The 26044-nt window shown below is 61.4% G+C and carries 3 protein-coding genes (1 of these 3 cut by a window edge); all 3 read right to left on the bottom strand.

The window, feature by feature from the left end:
* Tightly spaced (each overlapping or abutting the next), the 3 genes in view from KMZ15_RS00050 to KMZ15_RS00060 form a layout consistent with a single transcriptional unit that may run on beyond the window.
* Entirely contained in the window at window positions 1-11652 is an 11652-nt protein-coding gene (locus KMZ15_RS00050; RefSeq protein WP_223692860.1) for a beta-ketoacyl synthase N-terminal-like domain-containing protein, read from the bottom strand.
* Entirely contained in the window at window positions 11652-18980 is a 7329-nt protein-coding gene (locus KMZ15_RS00055; protein WP_223692863.1) for a beta-ketoacyl synthase N-terminal-like domain-containing protein, read from the bottom strand. The genes KMZ15_RS00050 and KMZ15_RS00055 overlap by 1 nt, the downstream gene beginning before the upstream one ends.
* Window positions 18964-26044, bottom strand: partial view of an SDR family NAD(P)-dependent oxidoreductase gene (locus KMZ15_RS00060; RefSeq protein ID WP_223694823.1) — the 3' end only. It continues 11726 nt past the right edge of the window; 7081 of the gene's 18807 nt are visible here — the last part of the coding sequence; its start codon lies off the right edge, out of view — the gene reads right to left on this strand; the stop codon is at window positions 18964-18966. Before KMZ15_RS00060 ends, KMZ15_RS00055 begins: the two co-directional genes overlap by 17 nt.

The raw sequence follows: 26044 nt of genomic DNA on the forward strand, positions 1-26044 counted from the left end.
TTACGCACCATCGAGCAGTGTTTCGGGCAGGTGCAATAGATCGACATCGCCCGTCAAGGTTTCGCCAACATACGAAACAACTTCAGTCATGCATTGATCAGGTTCGATAAAAAGATGGTTGCCGTCAAAGCAGCGCAACGTAAATGGGTTGCACAGTTGTCGCCAGGCCAGGACCTCGCTTTCCTGCACTTGGATGTCCCGCGCACCATGCAAGCCGGAAACGGGTATCGGCAGCGGTTGTACGATACCCGTTCGAAATGTATCCACCATCTCGAAGGTTGAGATGAGCGCGGGCAACTGGGCGTGAATCAGGTCGCGGCTGAAATTGAATAACCTGGCCTCACGCATCGAGTACTCCAGCGCATCGATGACCGTCGTGAGAAGGGGTCCGGCATTCGGGTCGCAGATGTCATCGAGTATCGGCAGGCGTTCTAACCCATGCTGGCGATAGCTAACCCGCATATCGCGGATCACCGGATTTTCGGTGCTTACCGGAGCAGAAAAGGCTGCGGCGAAGAGATGCTTCGGCAAGGGCATGCCAGACGCCCTGAGATGTAGGCACCAGACATAAGCCATCAGCGCGCCCGCACTGTGGCCGTACAGCGCGAACGGCTGCTCCAGCTCGTCGCCAAGCAGCCCTGTCAAGGTCGAGGCCAGGGCCCAGACATCCTGCAACGGACGCTCCCGGAAACGGTCTCCCCTGCCAGGCAGCTCGATGGGTCGCACTTCGATGTGATCGGGCAAGCGCTCTTGCCAGCCATTGAACACCGCGGTGGACATGTGGGCATAAGGGAAGCAGTACAGACGTATGCTGGTTTTCTTCTGGGCTTGTCCCCTAACCCAGGCATGGCGTTGCCGCGACCACGGTTTGAGGTCGATGAAGGGCTTGTATTCGCCGGCCGGCTCTGCAACCGAGGTAGACGCTTCGTCCGGCGCTAAGCCGTGCGATTGCAGTTGCGCTATTAGATCGCGGAGTGAGGCCTGGAACAGGTTTTTGATCGTGATGCTGCGATTGTCCAGCTGCTTCTGAAGTTTCATCAGCATGAGGGAATCCATGCCCAGCTCCAGCAAGGCTTTGTCGAGATCGATCTGGTCCTGCTCGCAATCAAGCAGTTCAGCGACGATCGTCAGCAGGTCGTCCTTCGTCAGCGTGTTACCGCTGTCAAACAGTGCGTCCAGTTGCTTCGCAGCGGCCCGATTGCCCTGGCCGAGCTGCTGCAAACGGGCTAATCCGCACGTCATCACGCTCTGGCCCCGGCCATCGACGATGGCCCAGGCCGTCATGAAGCGCCGCACGCCATCCTGGCCCGGCGCGTCACTAGATACCTCGTCACCTTTCTGTGGGAGCAGCACGTTGACCAATTGATACTCGTCATCGTGCGCCAAGCTTCCGGACAGCCAGATGTCTTCCATGACCGTCGTCATGTAAGGAACGTCCCCGTCTGTATCCGCTAACAGGATCGACGGCTGTAGCGCCGCGTCGATGAAACCGGGGTGCGCGCCAAATCCGTAATCATCGCGCCCGAAGTCGAGCTGCAACGGCGCTAGGCTGAATTGGTCATAGAAGCGGCATTCGCGTACCGCGCGGATAAAGCCGTCGGCAGGGAAACCCATCGCCGCGTATCGGCTATAGAATGCCGCCTCGTCAAGTGTGTGATGCGGCATCCCCGGAGCGCTCAAGATCGAAGTTAACCACACTTCGATGGGGCGCTGTATGTCCGCATCTGGCGCCGCCTCCACCCGCGCCTGGGCAGTTTTCGTCCAGACGGAGTCCGCTGTGGCCTGGGCATCGGACATCTTTGCGGCAATCGGCTGGTAGTAGAAGGTCACGCGATAGCCCTGCCGCCCTTCGTCTTCTACCATCACCTGGACTTTCGTATCAGTCTGTGTCGACATGAGGAGCGGCAACAAGAACTCGAAGCGGCGAATCGCGAGATGCGGGCGGTTGAAGTACTGAGAAAACATCCGGTAGATCACGTCGAGGTAGAACCCAACGTGGAAATTGCCCGTGTCCATGAGTCCGGCTTCGCCTGGTCGAAGCGTCAGTTCGAGGCGTAGCGTCTCGGTCGCCGACGGACAGTGGATGAGCGGTAGGAACTGTCCCGCGGCCGCCACCGCACTGGCTGCGTCGCGCATCGGCGCTGCCGGATGCTCAACTTCCGAGCAATGCGCCCAGTAGGACTTGAGGGTCAGGCCGGTCGCGGGATACGTGTCGAGAAAGCGCCGCTCACGGTCCGGCCCCGTCGTCACGTGGCCATCCTCGGGTCGGTCGTCATCGACTGAGCTCAGCACGATGTGCCCGTTGACGCCGCCAAACCCGAATGAGCTGACCCCAGCGATACGACCCGGCCCGCTCCAGTGAACTGGCTTATCGGGAAACCGAAAGCCGGGATCAGGGATCTTGAACAGCGGGTTGAGGGTGTCGAGATGGTTGTTGGCAGGAATCTTCTCCAGGTACAGGCACAGAGCTGCCTTGATGACACCCGCGATCCCGGCGGCCGGTTCGAGATGGCCGATGTTGGTCTTCAAGCACCCCAATATGCAGGGGTGGTCGGCGAGTCGGCCAACGTTGACAACGTTCCCGAGCGCTTCAATTTCCACCGGATCGCCGAGATAAGTGCCCGTGCCGTGCGTCTCAATGTAGCCAGCCTGGGTCGGTGAAAGACCCGCGTGCCGGAATGCGGCTCGAATCACCCCCTCCTGCGCGCATCCGTTAGGCGCCGTCATGCCGTTGCTCTTGCCGTCCTGGTTAACTGCCGAGCCCGCCACCACAGCGTAGATCCGGGGCCGCAGAGATTGCGTGCGGTGTCGCTGCGCTTTATCGAACCGCTGCAGTACGATCATGCCGACGCCTTCGCCCGGCACATATCCGTCGGCGCGCGCGTCAAACGTGTGGCACTTACCGGTCGGCGATAGCATACTGGCATCTTGCAGCAACCGGGTCAGGCCGGGATTTAGGTTGAGGCTGACGCCGCCAACCAGCGCGAAATCAATCTGTCCGCTGCGCAGATACTGGCAGGCGATGTCGAGCGCTACCAGGGTTGACGAGCAAGCCGTATCCAACACCAGGCTTGGCCCTTTGAAGCCATAGTAATAGGACAGCCGGTTGGCTGCGATGGCGCTGGCGTTGCCAGTAGCGATGAAAAGTGCGTTGTCTTTGTCGTAGTCGTTCGCGAACTGCATATACTCGCTCGCGTACTGGGCGATGAATACGCCGGTATTGGCGAAATCCGCATGCTTCCTGATATCGGCATCCTCGATTGCTCGCTGCGCGTTCAACATCAGGAGGCGCTGCTGCGGATCCATCAGGCGCGCTTCCCGCGGCGAGATATTGAAGAAGCCCGGATCAAACAGGTCAATGTCGTCAAGGTAACCCCCGAAGACGGTCGCGAGGTCCTCGTCGGTGAACGAGTCATTAAGGCCCAAGAGATCCCGCCGCGCGCTCGGGTAATGCGCCACCCCGTCGAAGCCTTCGATCAGACGCGTCCAGAACGCCGGCAAGTCCCGCGCCTGGGGGAACTGACCAGACATGCCGATGATGCCGATGCTGTTATGGTTGTCAGTTTTACCCGTGCTACTGTCGTCGGACACGATCAACGGCGTGGCACCCGTTGTACCCGCTGCGCCGACTTGCATTCTCACGTTCGTCAAAGCCGAGCTGCCGCGCTGCGCGTCGATAAAGCTAGCGAGCTCCCGAATGGTCGGGTAGCGGAAAATGGCCGATGGCAGGATCTCGAACGACAACCGGTCGGATAGGCCAGCAAAGAAGGTGAGCGAATTGATCGAATCCAAGCCTATCTCGGCGAAGGTCTGGTCCGGATGCAGATCGTCCTGACCGAGCAAAATGCTCAACTGCTCCAACAACACGCTAATGATTTCAGTTCCCGGCGCGAAGACTTGCGCTTCCTCGCCAGCGTCGTCCTCCGGTCGAGGCCGGGCGTTATCCAAGCGCGCGGCATAATAAGAGAAGACCGGCAGCCGCTGCACGCCGCGATTGACTTGCGCGTACTTGCGCCAGTCGGCATCGAATACGATGGATTCGCCGACATCGTGGGTCAAGATGCGCTCCAGCAGTGTTACGCCCTGCTCAGGCGTGAGCATCGACATGCCCAGCGCATCGAAAAAGGCCCGGTGATTGTGCGCCACCGCCATGCCGGCGCCGTCCCAGTCCGTCCACTGTATGACCTGGGTTGGCCGTCCCTGTCGACGGCGTGCCGCGGCCAGTGCGACCAGAGACGCGTTGGCTGCGCTATATGCGCTGAGCCCGTTGCCTTGCATGCCCTCCACCGATGAGATCGACGAGAACAGGCAAAAATATCGCACCGGGTCATCGCGGGTGAGCCGATCGAGGCAATGCGCGCCGACCAGTTTGGGACGCACAACGTCGCTCAGAATATCGACCGTTGTCTCACGGATAGGGATCGCATCGGTCGTGATGCCTGCTAGATGGAATACACCCGTGATCGGCATGCCGATCACGGCCCTCAGGCCGGTGAGGCGGCGCCGAAGCGCCCCTTCGTCGCGCAGGTCTGACTGTATATACGAGAGCGTCACACTGCGGGTACGGGCAAGCTCGTCGATGAAGTCTTGGATCCGAGTCCCGGACGGCAGGCTCGGATGCTGTAATATCGACGAGGCTGGCTTACGACCGATGACAATCAGTTGTCTTACCCCCTGGTCGACTAGCCAGCGCAGGAGGGTGAGGCCAATGCCGCCGAAGCCACCCGTCAAGATCATGGCACCGAACGGATTCAGGGCACCCGCCGGGCGGCTGATTGTTAGCGGGCAAAGCCGTTGGCACAGTCGCTTGCCGTCGCGGAGGCGGACTCTTGTGTCGGCCCCCGCGCAGTGCAACTCGCCGTGGATTCGGTTCAGCCCGTCTTCCGCCAGCGAGTCGGTGTCGATGATGAGGCTGCCGATCTCCGGCACCTCGAACCGCAGGAAGCTGAAGTATCTCGACAAAGCTTCCTGGATTGGGTCAGTTTCTCCGTGAGCGGTGAGATTCACGAGGATAAGCTTGAGCCCCTTGCGCTGCCCGGCCAGGTCTACTGCGCGTTCGACGAACCGAGTGAGCTGCCCAGCCCTAGCCTGGAAAGCGGCGTCGAGCATCGCACAGTCCGTGCTGGCCGTCACTAAGCTTGCGTGCGGCTGGACCAAGACGAACGTTTCGCACTCGCTCGAGCGCAGCAGGTGGGACAAGCGCTGGTCGAAGGTGCCGTCGCGATCCAAGATGATCGAGTGCACGCTTTCTGTCCTGCCGGCAGCCCAGCACTGTAGCACTCCATCATCCTCGCACAGCACCACGACAGGGTTCGGCGCTGGTGCCGCATGCTCAGGAATCCACTCTACTTCGCTCCAATATGTCTGCATTAGCCACCCATCGAGATCAGCGCTGCCCTCTGCGGTGCTGGACGGCTTCGCTGCTACCGCGCCCGCCGGCACCAACAGGTCGCTGATCCAATGGCGCTTCGTAAGAAATGGATAGCAAGGTAACGGCACGAAGCGCCTGCGCGGGTGCGCCCCGCTTTGAGATGCGGGAACGGGCCATGCGATCGGCGCACCGGCTGTCCACGCTTGGGCAAGCGCATGCGAATCCGCCGCGAGCGACGGGGTAAGCGATTGCTGCCCGCCGTCGAGACTGTCGCCCCGATAGGGGCCACCTTGGTGCGCAAAGTCCGGCGCGGCGAGCCAGCCCCTCAATTGATAGAGTGCATCCGCGCGGTCCCGCACCACCAGCGCAAGCCGGTGGCGGAACATAGGCTTGCAGTGCTGCAGCGTGAAAGCCACATCGTGCAATGCATGAGCATCGCCGCTTGGGCTGTCCAAAAAGTCCGCGAGTCGTCGCGCTTGTGCTGGCAACTGTGCTGGGACGTGGGCGGACAGCGGGAGGATCAGCGGCAATGCGCTGTGGCGAGAGTCCGCAGGACCGTTCGGTTGGTCAACCACCGGGGCTTCCTCCAGGATCATGTGCACATTGACGCCGCCAGCTCCAAAAGAACTGATCCCGGCACGGCGTGGCAAGGCACGCCCGTTGCGCTCGATAACCGGCCAAGGCATTGCCTGCTCAGGGACATAGAAGCCTGCCTTCGCGAACGGGATATCGGGATTGAGAGGCCCATGCAGCAAAGTAGGTACCAACATCTTATGCTGCAACTGTAGCACCGTTTTGGTCAATTGGGCGATACCGGCTGCGGCTTCACTATGACCGATGTTAGCCTTGACTGATCCGAGCGCGCGCGAGAAGCTGGCCTCAGCCGGATACGCGTCCATCAACCCCTGTATCTCAATCGGGTCGCCGAGCGCCGTGCCGGTGCCGTGCGCTTCGATGTACGAAATCGTATCCATGCTCACCTTTGAGCGCGCTAGGGCGGCCTTAATCGCTTTGGTCTGGCTGACGGGATTCGGCACTGTAAACCCCTGCGTCTTGCCGTCGTGGCTGATGCCCGTGCCCTTGATCAAGGCAAGGACTGTGTCGCCGGCTTTGATCGCGTCAGCATATCGCTTGAGCAGAACGACACCGACCCCTTCGCCTGGCACATAGCCATCGCCGCCTACCGCGAACGCATGACAGCGGCCATCGCTGGCGGCGAAGCTCGACGCGCACAACGTGAGGTATTTGCTCGGGTGTAAGATCAAGTTGACACCACCGGCGAGGGCCGCCTCGGTTTCACCGCTGCGAAGACTCTCGCAAGCCAGATGCAACGCATACATGGAGGATGAGCAGGCCGTGTCCACCACGACGCTCGGGCCAGTGAAATTGAAGAAGAACGAAATCCGGTTGGCGACCGAGAACGTCTGTGAGCCGGCCGGATAAAAAGGCGCGCGGGCGTTGAGCGCATCCGCGCCGATGAGTTGGTAATTATTGAAGCTAACACCGGCGAACACACCAAAGTCGCGTGGCCGGGACTGCCAGCGCGCATCGAGATAGCCCGAGCTTTCAAGGCAGACCCAGGCCATTTCGAGAAACTGGCGCTCCTGCGGGTCCATCAGCGCCGCGTCCTGTGCGGAGAGCTTGAAAAACGCCGCATCGAATTGTGAAATATCGCCGAGAAAGCCGCCCCACTTGCAGTAGATCGTGTCGCTCTTGCCTTTGACATTAGGCCGATAGATCTCGCGACAGTCGAAGCGCTCGCGCGGAATTTCCGTGACACAATCCACGCCACCGACGAGATTGGCCCAGAAGGTATCAAGCGTCTCGGCCTGTGGATAGCGTCCGCTCATGCCCACGATGGCGATCGCATCGTCATTGCCGTGGTCCCTGTTGGCGGCCACATGCCCCGACGTGGGGCGGTGCGCAGCGCCGGACTGCGCTGCGGAAGGGGGCGTGTTCGCGGATGCGTCCGGCCCGATCCGTGGGTCTAGATAGGCGGCCAAGTCTGCCAAGGTCTTATACTTGAACAGCAGCGCGGCATCGTTTTCTCCGGTCCACATCGCGATGCGCTGATTCAGTTTCGTGATCATCACGGAGTCGAGGCCGAGCGCCTCGAAATCTGCATGCGGATCGAGTCGCTCGGCGGGGAATCCGCTGATCTCGCTTAACGCATCGGCTAGTCTGACATACGCGGTGCGGGGTGTCGCGGCCGACACCAGCGGGACGGTAGGCATATCGTCATGTGGCTCGGAACGCAGCGATGGCACCCAATATCGCTCCTTGGCGAACGGGTAACCCGGCAGGCTGACTCTGCGATACGCATCGGCTTGCAGGCCACGGTTTGCGCGCATCAGGCTCCAATCGATCACGCCGCCCCGGCACCAGAACCTGAGCAGTTGCGTCGTCTTACCTTCGCGGCTCCAGGATAACACCAGCAGCGCCACATCCGCTGCGGAAAGATCCGGCAGCACGCCACCACGCTTCGCTTCACCGGCGTAGATCTCCTGCTCGCCTAGCCGAGCCATTGCGGACTCGTCGAGTGGGTCAGCGGCCAGGAAGAGGGTCAATCGGTTGACGAGTTCCTCGAGCGATGCTGCCCACACGCCAAGCCGGTACCGATGCGCGTCCCGGCCTACCTGCAGCGTATAGCTGATGTCGCCCAGCAGACGGAGGCGATCGTCTTGGCTGGGCGTGGTGTCGAGCTGCTGTCCAACGTGGGCGACCAGCATTTGCGCCAGAGCCTGCAGCTGGGTCCAGCTACCGGCAGACAGAGGAATGATCACCGGCATGCGGGGCAGCGGACGAGCATCGGGTGCAGACCGGTACTCTTCTAGCACAACGTGCGCGTTGGAGCCGCCTGCGCCAAATGACGACAGGCCAGCCACCCGCAGCGCGTTGTGCGGGCCAAGTGCCGTCCAGTCGGACAGGGTTTGCTGGACCACAAAGGGCGACTCCGAAAAATTGATCACCGGATTGAGCACGGCCGCATGCAGCGACGGCACCAGCTGACGATGCTTCATCTGCAACAGCACCTTGGTGATGCCGGCAACACCCGCGGCGCTTTCGCAATGCCCGATATTCGACTTCACCGACCCGATCGCGCAGAATTGCCCAAGACCGGATGACTGGAACGCCGTGGCAAGCGAGGCGATTTCAATCGGATCGCCAAGCGCCGTGCCCGTGCCGTGCGCTTCGAGATAGCTGATCTGGCGCGGCTGCAGGCCAGCGCGAGCATAGGCCTTGGCGATGACCTCCGCCTGCGCCCTGACGCTGGGCACGGAATAACCAGCGGAACGGCCGCCGTGATTGATCTCGCACGCGCGGATGATGCCGTAGATGTGATCGCCGTCGGCTTCGGCACGGGCGAGCGGCTTGAGCAGCAGCGCCCCTACCCCCTCGCCCGGCACATAACCGTCGCCGCCTTTGCCAAACGCCTCGCAACGCCCCTGGCTAGAGATGAAGTGTCCTTGCGCGAGCATCAGGTATTTGTTCGGATGCAGTGAGAGATTCACGCCGCCCACCAGCGCCGCCGCGCAATCGCCGTGTTTGAGCGCGCGGCAGGCGAGAAAGAGTGCGGTCAGAGAGGACGAGCACATAGTGTCGATCGCCATGCTCGGACCCGTGAAATTGCAAACGTACGAGACCCGGTTGGCGATCGTCGCAGCGTTGCCGGACAAGGCAACAGGGTCGCCCTGGAGAGTTTGCTCGAGGCCGTACAATTGATACTCGTGGTGCATCACGCCGACGTAAATGCCGACCGCCGCGCTCTTCCCATCATGTCCGGGCGTGCACTTCATCATCTCGTCGCGGGTATAACCAGCATCTTCCAGCGCATGCACCGCGCATTGCAGGAACAGGCGCTCCTGCGGGTCCATCAGTTCGGCCTCGCGCGGCGTGATCCCAAAGTAATAGGGGTCGAACTGGTCAATATCGGCAAGGAAACCACCCCACTTACTATAAGTCTTGCCCGGGCGGCCCTTATCCGGATCAAAATACAATGCATGATCCCAGCGGGACGGCGGGATCTCCGTGATGCTGTCCTTACCGTTTTTCAGATTGAGCCAGAATTCATCAAGCGTATCCGCGCCGGGATAACGGCCCGCGAGACCGATGATCGCCACGCCGTCACGAGCAGCGTTGCTATCGTGTGCGTGAATGGTGGCGGGCGTGATCTGAGCGGTCTGCACGAAGTCGGCATTCTCGAAACTTTGCGGATTGCTGACTTCCCGGATCGACGCATTGACGATCCGGCCGAGGTGTTCGCCGTCAGTCGAGAGGATATCAACGTCGAAAGACGCGTAGCCTGGGCGGAACATACGCGCCCGGTTGACCAGGTAAACCGAAGACGGTAAGGGTTTGGCCAAGTCAATGCGCTCGATCATCAGCGGCACGTACATCGCGCACGGTGCACCGCTGGCTGACGGATCGCGAAAGAAAAAGCAGCTATTGAGCAGCAGCGGATCGAAAGCGTAGTGCTCCTGCCCGCCTTTGCGTGCGCCGTCAGCGAGTCTGACCTCGCTCACCAGCAAGCCGGCGCCGTCGGTATAGACGGCGCGGATGGTGCGCAGCAACGGTCCAACGGTAAACTGCGGAATACCTTCGTACCATTGCTCGAGCTCTGCAGCGGGCAACCGTTTCAGGTCAGCGAGCATTGTTCTGATATCCCTGTGCTGCAGTTCAAACGCGTGCCCTGTTTCGACTCGCCCATGGCAGCAGGTGCGGTAGGAGACCTGCCCATCCCGCCGAAAGCGAACCGCGAAGTCGCGGACCCCTTTGCTTTTAGGCAGGTCGATGGCCAGTTCAACTCCCTCACCCGGCTCGAGCGTCACCGGACCGCCCTCTAGGCGGACTTGCGCCAACGACAGCGGATAGCTGTCCGCCCCATCCTGCTGCAGGCAGGCTTCGAGCACGAGACAGGGATGAGTGACACCCATCAGCGCCGGTTTGCCGAGCACCAGATGATCCTGCAGATAAGGCTCTGCTGCGACGAAGCGAAAGCGCAACGCTTGACTGGCTGGCGCGGCTGCGCCGTGGTTCGGTCCGCCTGCCGGGGCCTGCGCCGGCGGCGGGTGGTGTGCCGTTTGGTCGACTGCGCGTATGGCGAATTCATTCAGTTCAGCCAGCGTTGAATACTCGAACATCAAGGTGGGCGACAGGTCTAGCGCCAGCATCTTCGCTACCACAGCGACCAGATCAAGCAGATCGGCTGAATCCAGTCCCAGTTCATAATAGCCCTTATCGAGTGCCACGTCTGCGCCGAGCACGCCCAGCTTGTCCGCAATCATCGTGCGCAGGCTATTGACCACTGGGCTAAGCGACTGGCCGGCTGGCGACGCAGCGCGGAACAGGGTCTGCGGTGGTGTCGGCTCAAGCGCGGCGCGAGGCACTTCGAGCACCTGCTGGGTTGTGTGGCCAGGGCTGCTCACAGCAGGCGGCAACGACGGTCTAAACGTATTCACATCACGCACCCGTTTTGCGGTGAAGCCGATCATCTCCGCGAGCTGGTCGCCGTTCGGAGCAAAGAACTCCAGGGTGAGACTGATTACCTCGCCGCGCACGCTCACCGAGTCGTGCCGGATCATGACGACGCATGAACGGGTGATCGGTGCCGCCGCTCTAAATGATTCAATCAGTAATGGTAGATACAGTCCGTCCGGCAGCTTCTGTGCGTTGCCACCGGCGTTGGATACAATCGCCGCGGTGTCGAGCAGCACCGGATGAAGCAGGAAACGGTCGGCATGAGCCAACGCGCGTACGCCGAGTTCCAAGCGGGCGACCAGTGCCACGTCGTCGACCGTGATGTCGCCATGCGCGCGCATGTAGTCGCCGTGCTTAAGATTGCTGTCTCGACACTGTTCGTACAGCGTATCGATCGACACATGGCGTGCGCCGCCGGCCGGTGAGACCGCGCTCGGCCCAGCATCAGCAGTGCGAAAGAAGATAGCGTTTTCGCGTACCAGTTTGGCGGATGCGTACACGCCAGCGCCGGCGGCGGCAGCCGGATCGTCGATGACAACCTCGTAGTGTGTCTGGCCCGAGCGGGACAGGCTGATTCGAATCGGCAGGCTACCGGCTTCGTCGGCAATGATCAGCGGGCGATGAATCCGCAGCGTGTCGAGCGCATGGTTTGACAGAGCCAGGCCGTGCTTGCCGCAGAACTGGTAGATCAGATCGAGATACGCCAAGCCAGGAAATACTAGACTTCCATAGACCGTGTGCTCGGCGATGATGGGGTTGTTAGAAGATAGCGTAATGGTGCGTTCGGCAATCAGTTCCGTCATTAGAATTGCTCCCAAATCATGGCGGTGTCGTGTATGGCTGGCAGACGTCCGTCATCCACCACAGCGGGATCGGACTGCGCGCCGTCCGGGACGGACGCGGCCTGTGTTTGGCGATGTAGTACTGGCGGCGCCAACGGCTGACGCTGCCCAGTTTCGAGCTTATCGGTAGCGCGGGCGCGCTGAAGGATCAGATGCGCATTGTTGCCGCCATCCGCAAAGCAGTTGATCGCGATCGCCAGGTCCTGGCTCATCGGCAAAGCAGATGCCGCGCGCGGGAAGTAGAACGGAGACGCCGCCAGGTCGAAGTGACGTAGGGGCTGCTGGCCAGATAGGAAAGGCACGAGACTCGCATGATGCAGCATCAGGACCGCCTTGATGAAACTGGCAATGCCTTCTGCACAGAGCGGATGACCGATGTTCGGCTTGATCGAGCCGAGCGCGCAGGACTCTCTGCTGGCGGCGCCTGAGAAGTTCGCGCCCCGACCATAGACTGCGTCAATCGCCTTCAACTCTAGCAAGTCTGTGATCTTCGACCCCGATCCGTTGGTTTCGATATAGCCGATTTGTCTGGCATCGAGGCCCGCTTGAGCGAGCACTTTGAGCATCAGATCCGTCTGCCGCTCGAGATTGGGGGTAGCGGGGCCGGCGGTGCGGCCGTCGTTGTTGCAAGCGAGCGCAGTGATCCGTGCGTAAATCGTATCACCATCACGTCGCGCTTGCTCTTCAGTCTTCAGTAAGACGAGCCCGACACCTTCCGCAAGGATGATCCCATTGGCCCGTTCATCGAAGAGATGGAATTCCGGGCCAGCGCTTAGAAGGCCGCGCTGTTCGAAGATTGCCTGCTCTTGATCGCCGCCAAGCAGGCTGACGCCGCCCACGATGGCCGCGCTGATCTCTCCCCCACGCAAAGCTTGTGCGGCCATGCTCATGCCGACCAGCGCAGACGAGCACGCGGTATCGATCACGAGGCTCGGACCGCTGATGTCAAAGAAGTGCGAGACGTTCGCCGCCAGGTAGTTTTGTCCCGCCACCACAATCGGATTGCGCGTGCTGCGCAGTGCGGAGGGATCGAGCGCCGTGCGCCCTCGCCCGCCAAGGAATACGCCCGTCGCGCTGCCCTTGATGTCCTCCGGACGATAGCCTGCGTGGGCCCAAAGGTTCAGGCATTCTTCCAGCACCATCAGCGCCTGCGGGTCCATCGCGTTGAAATCCTCGACTGGAATGTGAAAGGTTGCGCGATCGAAGTGCCCTTGATGGTCGACTGTACCTGCGATGCGCGGCCGCGATGCGCTGGTTCGCAGATTCGAAAACGCGCTGCGACCGTCCTTCAGCAGCCGCCAATATTCGGCCAGGTTCGGCGCGCCAGGAAAGCGCGCCGACATGCCGACCACCACGATATTGTCCTGCGCCTGCCGCGGTGCGTTGTCGAGTGCGGTCGATGGGCAACGAGCGGCTAGCTCCGGCATCGAAACAGCTTGCCCGCCACGCGCAGACATCGGCAGACGGGGGGCCGCCGTCTTATCCTGTGGCCGGACTGTTTCAGCGTCCACCTCGTCGGCCGCGAAGAAACGGACGAGTGCCGCCCCTTCGTGCGTGACAAGCCACATGGTCAGCGCAACGAGATTGGGATGTTCGAGGATGAGCGAGGGCGCCAAGTCAACGCCAAGCTGGACATTGATCGTGCGCAGAATTTGCGCCATCAGGATCGAATCGAGTCCGTAGTTGGGGAAATCGACCTGCGCATCGAAATCGGCCGCGGCGATCTTCAGCTCGGCCATGAACAGGGAACTGAGCCACGCTTGCGTGCGTTCGGTCACAACCTCGTGCTTAAGCTCCGGCGCGGCGGTGCGCTTGGCCTCGTGCTTGTTACTGGCATGTGCATCAAGCCCATCACCGGCATCTGCATTAAGCTGATCACCAGCATGTGCATTAAGCCCGTCACCGGCATCTGCATCAAGCTCGTCATCGGCATGCTCATCAACGCAGCGTTGCCAGAGCGCTAGATCAACGAGAGCTGGCAGGACGACCGGGCGACCGCGAATCTCCAGCGCTCGGTCAAGTAGCGCAAGGCCATCCTGATTTTTCAGACCGAGCAGTCCTATGGCCCGATAGATTTTGGTGTCCATTGCGCCCATGCCAGTTTCTAACCAGCTCGGCCACTGGAGACTCAGGAGGCGGCATGCGGGTCGATGTCCAGCGACCGCATCCATGTAGGCGTTGGCCATTGCATAATCGATCTGCCCCGCCGCCAAGCTTGGTAGCGCTGCGCAAACGGAAGAATAGACGACGAACAACGACAGCGGCTGGCCGCGCAACGCACGGCACAGGCTGTCGAGCCCGGCCGTTTTCGGCGCAAAAACCGTATTTACATTAGATACGCTTTTGCGGATCAAGGCCGGATCGGTGTCACCAACGCCGGCGCAATGGATCACGCCGCCTATCGGACCTAGCTCACGCCTGATGGTTTCGCAAGCCACCTCGATCGCCCGCGCATCCGTCAGATCAACATCGACGACATGCACGTAGACGCCGCGCTGCTGCAGCTTGACGAGTTCGGCGATTTTGTCACGCACGCCCGGCTTGACACGCGTCCCGTTCGGGTCCGCCAGGATCTCGCTCCAGCGAGCGGCTGGCGGCAGCGGCTCACGGCCGCTCAGCACCAGCTTGCGCACGCCATAGCGCGTGACGAAATGTTGCGCGCACAATAGACCGAGCCCTCGTGTACCGCCGGTGATCCAGAGTACGTGGGCCGGGGGGAAGTCAAATGGCCGTTCGTCCGCGGCCGCAGACAGTGGGGCGAGATATGGCAGGTAGGCTTGTCCAGCGCGCAAGCACACTTGAGGATCGAGTACTTCGCGCTCCAATTGCGCCAAGATCTGACGTGGCAAATCAGGCGCATCGTCCGGCAGGTCAGTGTCCATATGGCCGCTCTGGAGCCGCTGGTATTCGTAGCCCAGCGAGCGGTACAGACACGCCTTGATGGCGGCGTGCGGAGCAGGTGCCAACGATGCGGGCCTGAGAAACAATTCGAGGTGACGTGTCACGCACAGCAGGCGGACACCATTCAGCCGCACCTGCTCGATCAGGCGTTGCACGCCAGGCAGCCAGCACTCGACGTCCGCCACGCTTCGCACGGCGTACTCGTCGTCGAGTGCAGTGAGGTCGAGCACATAGGCTAGTGGATAATCTTTAGGCTGACATATCTGCTCGATCTGATCGGCTAGATCATCCGCATGTACAATCCGCGCGCCCGGCCGCAAGGCCGCCAGGCGTTCTGCCAACGCACGCGTCGCAACGGTCGTCAGGAGCAGGATGAAGCCGCGGTCCGCCGCGCGGGGCAAAGCATGCACCGAATCGGACGACGTGCTGAGCCGCCAAGCCTTAGTGAACAGATGCGCGGCGTGCGTCGGGGCTGGCGGATGCGTGCCGTGCGCCGGGGCTGGGGCAATGCGTGCTGCATCGGCAATCCAGTAGCGGTCCGTCTTAAATGGGTAGCTCGGCAGCGACATGCGCCGGGGCGGCCTGGCAAACCCGGTTTCGGGTTGATATAGCTGCTGCCAGTCAGGAGTTACGCCCATGACCCACACTTGTGCCAGCGCGTGCAGATTCGTTTTCTCGAGCCAGGTCTGCAGCAAAACGCCGGCATCTTCGTCCTTGTAGAGCTGAACGGTGCCCAAGTTCTGGCTCGCGCTGCCGCGATACCAATCTTTGTTACCTGACCCATCGTGACCGAACGCGCGCAGCTTGTCCTGCAGCTCTCGCATCGATCCAACAATGACGGCAGCTCGATGCTCCATTGCTTCGCGTCCAATCTGCAATGTATAGGCGAGGCTCGGCAACGCACGCTCGTCGAGCTGCTGTCGCTCGATCGCGGCCAGAAGTTTAGCCGCCATCAGCGGCAACCTGGCGGGTTCGCGCGCAGACAGCAGGATGAGCCATTGCGCGCCCTCGGTCGGATAGGGCTCAGCAGGCGGCATCGAATATGACTCAATGATTGCATGGGCGTTGACGCCGCCCGCGCCAAAGCTGCTCACACCCGCGATACGGCGACGAGGACGTCCATCAGCCTCCTCGTCGAGCCAGGGAACGAGTTCCTGGTTGACGGTGAAAGGCGTGGCTGAGAAATCGATGGCTGGATTGAGGCGCTGCGAATGCAACGATGGCACGATCATGCCATGCCGCATCTGCAGCAGTACCTTCAGCACGCCGGCCACGCCGGCTGCGCCTTCGCAGTGGCCGATATTGGATTTTACGGACCCGATCCGACACGATGCAGCCATAGCACGCGTTGCGTCCGCGCCAAAGGCCTTGGTCAGCCCGCTAATCTCGATCGGGTCGCCCAATCGTGTGCCGGTGCCGTGCGCCTCGATATAGCTGATATCCATCGGTCGGATTCCTGCCTGTTCGATCGCGCGCCTGATGACCTCGGCCTGTGCCATTGGATTCGGCACGGTGTAACCGCTCGCGCGGCCCCCGTGATTCACCGCGGACGAGCGGATCACGCCATAGATGACGTCGCCGTCCCGTTCCGCGTCCGCCAGGCACCTCAGCATCAACACACCGACGCCTTCGCTGGGTATATAACCACCACTGCCATCACCGAAGCTCTCGCAATGCCCTTTCGACGAGATGAACTGCCCGCGCGACAGCATCAGGTACTTGCTCGGGTGGAGGCTGAGGTTGACACCGCCCGCAAAGGCAGCATCGATTGCACCTGTGACCAGGGCCTGCCGCGCCATATCAATCGCTACCAATGCACTCGAGCACATCGTATCGATCGCCATCGTCGGACCGTTGAAATTGCATAGGTAGGCGAGCCGGCTCGCCACGGATGAGGTGCCGCCACCTAGTCCCAAGCGCTCTGTTGCCTCGAGCGCAAAGAGCGGGTACTCCTGACCCATGACGCCCGCGTAGACACCGACCCTGCTGCTGCCGCTTGACGCCCGCAACGTGTCTCGCGTGTAACCGCCGTCCTCCATCGCCATCCAACAGTGTTGCAGGAAGAGCCGCTCAAGCGGATCCATGACCTCGGCCTCACGCGGCGAAATCTGGAAAAAAAGCGGGTCGAAGGTGTCCGCATCGTCGATGAAGCCGCCCCATTTGCTCGAGATCGTGCCGGGTTCGCCGCCGGCACTGTAGTAGTCACGCCAGTCCCAGCGCTCAGGCGGAATTTCCGTAATACAGTCCTTGCCAGCCTGCAGATTGTCCCAAAATGCATCCAGGTCGTATGCCTGTGGAAAACGACCTGCGATGCCAACGATCGCGATTGCATCCCGATGCCCTGCACGGGACCGCTCTGGTACCGCGCGCGCCGCGGTTTCCTCCACTTTGACAAGTTGCCGTAACGACGCATTGGTCACGCTAGCGATGCAGTGCCCCGTCTCACTATAGATCGCCGCATCGAGCGCGATGAAACCCGCGTTGACCTGGCGCGGCCGGGTTACGACTACAGCCCGCTCGGTCATCGCCTGCCAGAGCGTAAGACGCTCGATCACAAATGGCAGAAAGGTCGGTGCCGGCGCTTCTTGCTCGATGTCGCGCGCCAGGTTAAACAGGTAACAGTTATTCAGCAGCAGCGGATCGAGCATCAATCCCGGCACGTGCTGCTTGCTGGTCTTGCCGCTCAGGTTGACCTCGCTGACGAGCGTCCCGTCGCTGAGCGCGAAGGCCCGTTCGATCGACCTAAGGGTTGGCCCCAGGGTGAACGCTGGCACCGTGCAGAACCATTCGTCGATCTCGCTGCGCGACAGCTCACGCGCGCCGGCTAGCAGCCGTTGCCGATCCAGCATAGGCGGCGCGTTCTCGTCGGGCGATGGAGTTTGGCCCTCGCAGCACAGCGTCCAGTCAGAGCGGTCGCCGCAGCGCTGGCGCGCAACGAAGCGCGGTGGCGCGTCGGTATTAGGCTCAAGCTGGATTTCGACGGTCACGGTTTCCCCTGGCTCTAACTTCAGCGGGCCGCCGTGAAAGCGAATGTCCTGCAGGCTGAGCGGATGTCCCTGCCCGGCATCGGCACAGGCTTGCAGGACTAGGCAAGGATAGGTCAATCCCATCAGCGCAGGCTTGCCGTCAACCAGGTGATCTGTGAGATACGGCTCGCTGGCGGCGAATCGATAGCGCTGGCCCTCCTGAGCTGGCGCCTCGCCGTTGCTCGTTGCGGACGGTACTTGCGCCGACATTGTGCTAGGCACAGCGGCCTCTACCGAGTAGAAATGTGCGACAAGCTCATCGATCGTGTTGTACTCGAACAGCAGCGTCGGGTTGAGACGCTGGAATAACAGGCGCTCAATATCCTTGAGAAGCGTCAGCAACTGCGCCGAACTAAGACCCATGTCGAAAAAGCCACGCCGCATGTCGACCTGATGTGGGGCGAGATCGAGATGCTCGGCGAACACGTCCCGCAGTTCCTGCTCTAGCTTAAACGTATCGCCGGCACCATCGGAAGACGGCTTTGACTGCCGCGGCTGGGACTCGACCCCGGTCTTGGGCTGCCGTGGCTGGAGTTCGACCCCGTTGCGCACACGCTTGCCCGTCAGCTCGACCAGCGAGGCAAGCCAGCGTCCGTTTTTCTCGTAGAAATCGATGTCGAGCTTGCGGATATCATGACTCGTCTTAATGCTATCGAGCCGGACCCGGGCGAGGCATGCGGCGCCCAACGGTGCACGAGCACGAAAAGCGCCGTAGTGCAACGGCAGATACAGCCCTTCGGCGGCGCCTTGTGCTTGCTCGCCGGGGGGTGCGAGCGCCGTTTCGAGTACCGACGACGCAATCGCCGAGCCGTCGAGGAGGGTAGGATGAAACGCCGCATCCAACAGATGGCGATGGGACTCCGACACGCACAGATCTATCAGGCATCCCCAGTCAAAGCAGGACACTGTGCCGTCCGCGCGCATGAGTCCATCGTGCGCGAGCCCCCGTGCGCGGGCACGTTCATAGAGCGCCATCAGATTGAGACGGCTTTGCCAGCCGGTTTCGAGAGCCGTCACGTCGAGATCGGGTTCGATGCCGGCTCTGGCGGGATGTAGCTCGGCGGTGCAGTAGACCACATTCGGCTCACTGTCGCGCGCGACCTCGATCGCGTAACTGCCACGACTGAGCTCGCTCACACTGATCGTCAATCGAACCTGACCATTTTTCGCCACGATCAGGGGTTGATGGATGACGAGGTCGCGCAACTCCGACTGGAAACAGTCAAGCTGCATTCCTTGCCGCGCAATCATCATCAGCAGGTCGATGTATGCCAGGCCAGGCAGGATCGCTTGCTCTTGCACCAGGTGGTGAGCAATAACTGGGTGCGCAGCGTCGATAGTAAGGTTAAAGACTTTTTTCATGGAGGGTGCCCCAGCTTGACTGGATTGGGAAATAGACAACGTTAGATGCGCCTTTCTCGGCCGCTATGCTGATTGGCGCAGGCTGGCTTTGCGGCCGAGTCGCCCGCGCGAAGGTCTGGCGCCGCAGTGCCGGCAGCGGCAGCGAGTGACGGCGTTGCACATAGGTAGCGGCAGAAACAAACTCTTCGAGAATCAGATGACAATTGGTGCCGCCATCCGGAAAGCAGCTCTGTGCGGCCACTCTCGGCCCAGCCGCCGGCGTCTCCCAAGCGAGCGCCTGGCGATTGAACTGCGCGCGGGACGCAGCAAAGTCGTAGTGCTCGAAAGGCTGCATCGCGCACAGGCTCGGTGGGATTTGCTGGTGATAGAGGCTGAGTGCGCAGCGGACGAAGCCGGCCAGCCCGGAACTCAGCAGCAGATGGCCGACGCTCGGTTTGACCGAACCTAGCGGACAAGCACCAAGCAGGTTGTCGTCGAATTGATAAACTTGAGCGAGCGCTTTGATCTCGACCGCATCGACAACCGCCGAACCACCGCCATTGACTTCGATATACCCGATGTCGCCGGCCGTTTTGCCCGCCTGCGCCAACGCACGCCGCATGACATCGCGTTGCGCTTTGAGGCTTGGCGAGCCTGGACCAAGCGTACGCCCGTCGTTGTTCACCGCCAGCGCCTTGACAACGGCGTAGACGCGATCGCCGTCGGCCTCTGCCTGCGCCCGCGTCTTGCACACGAGAGCGATAACCCCCTCGCCCAGCACATCGCCGGCCGCCTCGCTGTCGAAGATACGGAAGGTGCCGTCGGGACTAAGGATGTTGCGAGCAGAAAACAGGTCATGGGCTTGCGAAGTCGTGAGCAGGCTGGTCGTGCCGACCAACGCCATGTCGATCGAGCCGCTGCGTAGCGCATCGAACGCGATCGACATCGCCGTCAAGCCGGACGAACACGCGGTGTCGACCACCATACTCGGTCCCGTGAAATTGAAAAAGCGTGAAATATTGCTCGCTAAGTAGTTTTGGCCCACGCCGAGGATTGGATTAACCGCCGCGGCGAGCCCTTGCTGATCGGCAGTCACTTGCAGCCGCCCGCCGATATAGACCCCCACTGGCCTAGCGGATAGTTCACCGTGCGCATAGCCGGCATCATGCAGCGCCTGCAGGCTTTCCTCCATCATCAACCTGGCCTGCGGGTCCATCACGGCAACGTCCGACGCGTGCAGTCCAAAGAATGTTGGATCAAAGCTGTCAATGTCATCGAGCCAGCCCGCCTGGACCTGACCGCGGCCGCCTGGCCAGCGCTCGTCCCGCATCAGCGTGATCGCGGATTGCCCGCTCATCTGCAGTTGCCAGAACTCTTCAGCATCCGGTGCACCCGGCAAGCGGACCGCGAGGCCGATGATGGCGATATCGCCGGCGCGCTCGGGAACTGGCTCGATGCCCGGCGTAGCCTGACGCGATGTGGCAGGCCCAGGCGGCACAACAGCCAAAGGGTCTGGCGCGACTGCGACCGGTGCGGTGAAGTAGCGGGATAGTGCCGCTTCATGCGCGCCTAGGAGATGCTCGCAGAGCGCCCCTAGGGTGTCGAACTCCAGCATCAGTGACGGATCGAGCTTACTGCCAGTGAGCTTGCTCATCCGGTCGATCAGCTGCAGTACCATAACCGACTCAATGCCATAGTCGGCAAACGGCACATCTCGATCCGCAACCTGTTCGGCAGAAAACTTCAATTCGTCGATCAACATCTGCCGCATCCAATTTTCCAGTGCGCCCAGCAGGCTGCTGGCAGGCGACACCAAGGGGTGCGGTTTGCCAGCGGCCCCGCGCGATGCTGCATTTTCGGTGACGACAGGTGTGTCCTGGCGCACGGGTGCTGGCTCAACGGCGACAAGCTGGTCCGGGTCAAAGCGAGCTAGATCCACCTGACAAGGCAGACAGACGGCCGGAGAACCCGCAACTGAGGCGATCGCCACGCAGCGGTCGAGCAACGACAGGCCAACTTGAGTCAGAATTGGCTGGAGGCCAGTTTTACTGAGCGCAGGACTGGCGTTGTCAGTCGCCATGCCGGTTTCAGCCCACGCCGGCCATTGCAGTGAACAGACGCCAATTTCTCCTCGCGTACGGCAGTGCTGGGCGAAGTAGTCCATATATGCATTAGCCATTGCGTAGTCACTTTGCCCCGCCGCCAACTGCGGTAGCAAAGCAGACACAGAAGAGAACAGCATGAAGAAACGCAACCGATCGCGCTTTATGCGCGCATGTAGCGCCGCGAGACCTGTCATCTTCGGCGCGCAGACCATGGCGATATCGGCCACCGGTTTCCGAATAAAGGCCGGATCGGCACTCGTCAGACCTGCGCAGTGGAATACGCCGGTGACCGCGCCAAGGGCTACCTCGATGGACGCGACGGCGGCGGCGATGCTGTCGTCGCTGTCGAACGAGCATGCCTCGTAGTGGACCCGGACCCCACGCTCGACGAGCGACTGGAGATGCCGGATTTTTTCGAGCGTGCGTCCACCTGCTTCACGGGTCCCGCCTGCAGCCAACAGCTGGGGCCACTGGGTTGCTTCGGGCAAGCGCTCACGGCCGACGATGGCGAGCGCGCGCACGCCGGCCGCCGCGACATGTTCCGCTACCGCAGCACCGATCCCGCCTGTGCCGCCCGTGATGAGAATTACGTCGTCCGGCCGGTAGCAGCCCGCCATATCCAGCTGCTTCCCAGCCAACGGCCGCATGGCCGGCACAAACCGCTCGCCGTCACGATAGCAGCATTCGGTGACCAGACCCGCGCCGAATTCGTGCTCGATCTGCGCTTTCAGCCGCGCGAGCGTGCGCAAGTCTTCGTCCGTGTCCATGACGCCAGATCGAACGGTGCGATATTCTGCGCCCAGCATCCGATACAGGCCCGCCGTCCGCGCGCCTTGCAGCGTCGTTTCGCCGTGCCATGCCTGCAGCCGATGAGTCACCTGCAGCAGGCTCGGTGCCTGCTGGCGGTGGTCCATGAGGAATGCCTGCAAGAGCGAGATCTTGCCCGCTTCGAACGCGCTAGATGCCTCGTGGCCCGCGTCCAACGCAGTGACGTCGATCACTCCGAGCGGCCGATTCACTAGGCGTTTCATGAACTCCGCATAGGCTGCGCGACCCTTGTTTTCGTCGTCGAAATCAACCGGAATGGCAAGTGGATCAGGCGTATCCACTCCGTGCACGACATATAACGTGTCGACGCGGCTGCCCGTGTCTGCAAACAGGCTGCGGGCGATGGCCTTGGTTGACGGTGTGCACAAAATCAGCAGCGTGCCACCGGCTGGGTCACCGAGAGCATGCTGCCCCGCCTCTCGCGGTAGGCGCTGCCAGGTACGCTCTAGAATCATATTGTCAGTCGTCGGCTGAGGAGGCGTCATAGCATCGCCCGCTTCGATCGCAATCGGGGCCCAGTAGCGTTCTTTTGCATAGGGATAGAGCGGTAGCCTAACTTTGCGCGGCACAGCGCCTAGATAACGCTCAGCCCAGTCCACTACTGCCCCGCCCACCCAGGCGTGCAAGACCGCAGCGTCATCCTGCGCAACGTTGACTGGCAACGGATGCGCGCCGGTGGCTTTGGCCCGGTACAGCACCGCATTGCCGGCCGGCTCGCGCCAAGTGAGCGCCGCGCTTAGATCAGCCAGTTGCGCCTCGATCTGCGGCCAGTGGTCGCGGGCGACTCGTAAATGTCGCTCGAGATCTGTGAGTGACGACACGGCGAAGCCGAGACGCTCCCGCATGGCTTCCCGTCCCACCTGAAGGGTGTAGGCAAGGCCAGCCAAATCCTGCAACGCCTTTGCCTCGATGCCCGCGAGCAGCTGCTCGATCCTCGCGAGCAATTGCTTGGGGGTGCGGGCAGACAATGGGATTAGCCAGACACCACCGGCCGGCTTAGATAAGAGCGAGGGTTCACGGGTGTCGACATGCTCGCGTACGATCAGATGCGCGTTTGATCCGCCCGCGCCAAACGACGAGATTGCCGCTATCCGCGGCGTTCCAGCTGGCACGATCCAGTCAGCAAGGTTCCGCTGCACACGGAATGGCGTCTGGCCGAAATCGATATTGCGATTGAGCTCTTCGGCATGCAGGGACGGCACCAGTAACCGGTGCCGGAACTGTAGCAGGACCTTGGTTAAGCCGGCGATGCCGGCCGCGCTTTCGCAATGTCCGATGTTCGACTTAACAGAGCCGATCGCGCAGGGCATTGGCGCGTCTGCGCGCGCGGCGAAGGCCCGCTTCAAGCCGCTCATCTCGATCGGATCGCCAAGCGCAGTACCCGTGCCATGCGCTTCGATATAGCTGATCGCGCCCGGCTCGATCCGCGCGCGCTGCATCGCCTCCTGGATCAGCGCTGCCTGTGCATTCGGGTTGGGCACCGAATAACCGTTGGTTTTACCACCATGATTGATCGACGACGCGCAAATCACGCCGTGGATCAGGTCGCCATCGGCCAAGGCGTCGGCGAGCGGCCGGATTAGTACCGCGCCAACGCCCTCGCCCGGTACATAGCCACTGCCGCCCTCACCGAAGCTTCGGCAACGCCCATCTTCGGACAAGAAACGTCCTTGTCCCAGCACCAGATACTTGTTCGGATGAACTGTGACGTTGACACCGCCTGCAACCGCAAACGCACATTCGCCTGCGGCTATGCTGTGACAGGCCATGTGAATCGCGCTCAGCGACGACGAGCACATCGTGTCAAGGGTGACACTCGGCCCGTGGAAATTGCAGAAATAGGACACGCGATTTGCGATCGACGCGACATTGCCCGGAATCGCCAGCGGATAGCCAAGCGCGGTTTGCTCAGCACCGTACAGCTGGTACTCGTTATACATCGCACCGACGAAGACACCAACGGCCGCGCTGTCGAGCACCTGCCCAACCAAGCTGCCTGGATTGCGGCGGCGCGCTGCCGCGGCGATCGATAGCCGGGTATAACCGGCATCCTCCAGCACATGATAGACGCACTGCAAAAACAACCGTTCTTGTGGATCGAGGAGTTCCGCTTCACGGGGAGAAATGTTAAAAAAGACCGTGTCAAAACAGTCAACATGACTCATGAAGCCGCCCCACTTGCCGTAGGTCATGCCGGGACGAAACTCGCCCACTGAGAAATAACGATCGTGATTCCAGCGCTCGCGAGGAATTTCAGTGATGCAATCGCGCCCCGTGCGCAGGTTCTGCCAATATTCGTCGAGATCGGCAGCTTGCGGGTACTGACCGCTGAGGCCAATGATAGCGAACTCAGTGGTTACGTGCGGCGCGCCGTCCGCGTCTGCAGCGTTGAACACTGGCAATGGCCTAGGCAATGCGCCACTAGGCGCTGCCAGCGCGCTGTTGGCGGTTGCCTCGGCACTTAACTCCGGCACAGCTTGGAGTGCGGATGGCAAGGCCCGCTCTATCTTCGTCCTTCCCATGTCCAGCAACTCTGCCAGCTGAGCGGCATGATGTTCAACAAAATGACCGCAGAGCGCCGCGAGCGTTTTGTATTCAAAAAACAAAGTCTTCGATAGCGGCCCGAAGATCGTCTCCAGCTTAGCCGTCAAACGCACCACCATGATGGAGTCAATCCCGTACTCCTCGAGCGCGGCCTGCTCGTTGATCCGATGCGTCGGTAGCCCGAAGATGTCGGCTAATAACTGCTTGAAATACTCAACTGTTGCGACCAGCATGTCGCCCGTACCAGGCGCCGTTAACTCGGACGATTGGGGCACCGTAGCCATCGCCGGCGGCGGCGTCAGTTGGAAACGCGCGAGTGCCCAACTGCGGTTGCCTTCGGCCACCAGCATTTGGGTGCAGTTGCGGCGCAGCCCCATATGCATTGCCGCCAGCGCCGCACGGGTGCCGAGCGGACGAATACCGTACGCGGTCCACAAACGCTCCTCCGTCTGCGGATCGGGCCGCATGCCGCCCTCTGCCCACAGCGACCAGTCCACGGACAAGGTATGGCCATGCCGCTCGCCACGTTCAACCAGGGAGTTGCGATAGTGGGCAAAACCATCGAGGAAGGCATTCGCCGTCGCATAGTCGCCCTGGCCGACATTGCCCGTTACGCCACTGGCCGACGCGCACAGCAGGAACATATCGAGCACCAGATGACGTGTCGCGTGGTCGAGACAAGCAACGCCCATGACCTTTGGCGCGAGCACCCGCTCGAACTCGACTACGCTCTTGTTAACGATGAAGTTGTCGGCGATGAGTCCGGCGCAATGAATCACGCCATCGAGCCGCCCGTAGGTCGCCTCGATGGCTGCGACGAGCGCCGTCGTCACAGCGTAGTCAGTGATGTCTGCTTGGTAATATTCGACCTGGCCGCCCTGCCGAGCAAGCACGGCAAGCGCCTGACGGTCTGCTTCGTCGAGTAACGAACGCCCAACTAGCATGACGCGCACCCCCGGCACGGAGGCAACGATATCCTGCGCGAAGATGCGCCCTAATTTGCCAGCGCCGCCGGTGATCAGGTAACACGCGCCGGCTTTCCAGACCCGCGCGCTGTCCGCCGCGTCGCCCGCTTCCGGGGCGACGGACCAGACGGCGATTTTGCGGCGCGAACGGTCGAGCCAAATGGCCCTGCGCTCGGGGTCTGAGGCTGCCGCTACGATGCGACGCATCGTAGCTGGATCCAGCGAGTCTACCGCAACGACCTGGCCGCGAAGCTGCGGATTTTCCTGCTCCGCCGTTTTCAGCAGGCCGTCTAGCGCGAGCATGAGCGGATTGCCGGGCCAGCCTACGATCACGATCTGGATGAAGAGCGGGTCCTGCTTGGCTCCGCTAGCAAGATACGCTTTCACGCGCTCAAAGACAGTCGCTGCCGCCGCTCGAAAGTCTCGTGCGAGCGACAGGCTGTCTGTTCCCGAAATCGGTAAAGATAAGGTTTCGCTCTGCACACCGGGCCTTAGGTAAGCGAGGCTGGAGACGTCCTGCGTCTGTCCCTCTACACCAAGAAATAGCAGATGGCGGCGCCCCTCGACACCCTGTGTCGACAGGACATGCGAGTCAGCCCGCTCGTCGTCCTGCCATTGGCAGGACAGCTGGATCAATTCAGGT

The organism is Mycoavidus sp. HKI, from assembly GCF_020023735.2.
Lineage (GTDB): Bacteria > Pseudomonadota > Gammaproteobacteria > Burkholderiales > Burkholderiaceae > Mycoavidus.

Coding starts and splice junctions, on each gene's coding strand:
- KMZ15_RS00055 (WP_223692863.1), bottom strand. CDS start 18,980: ATGAAAAAAGTCTTTAACCTTACTATCGACGCTGCGCACCCAGTTATT.
- KMZ15_RS00050 (WP_223692860.1), bottom strand. CDS start 11,652: ATGACGGAACTGATTGCCGAACGCACCATTACGCTATCTTCTAACAAC.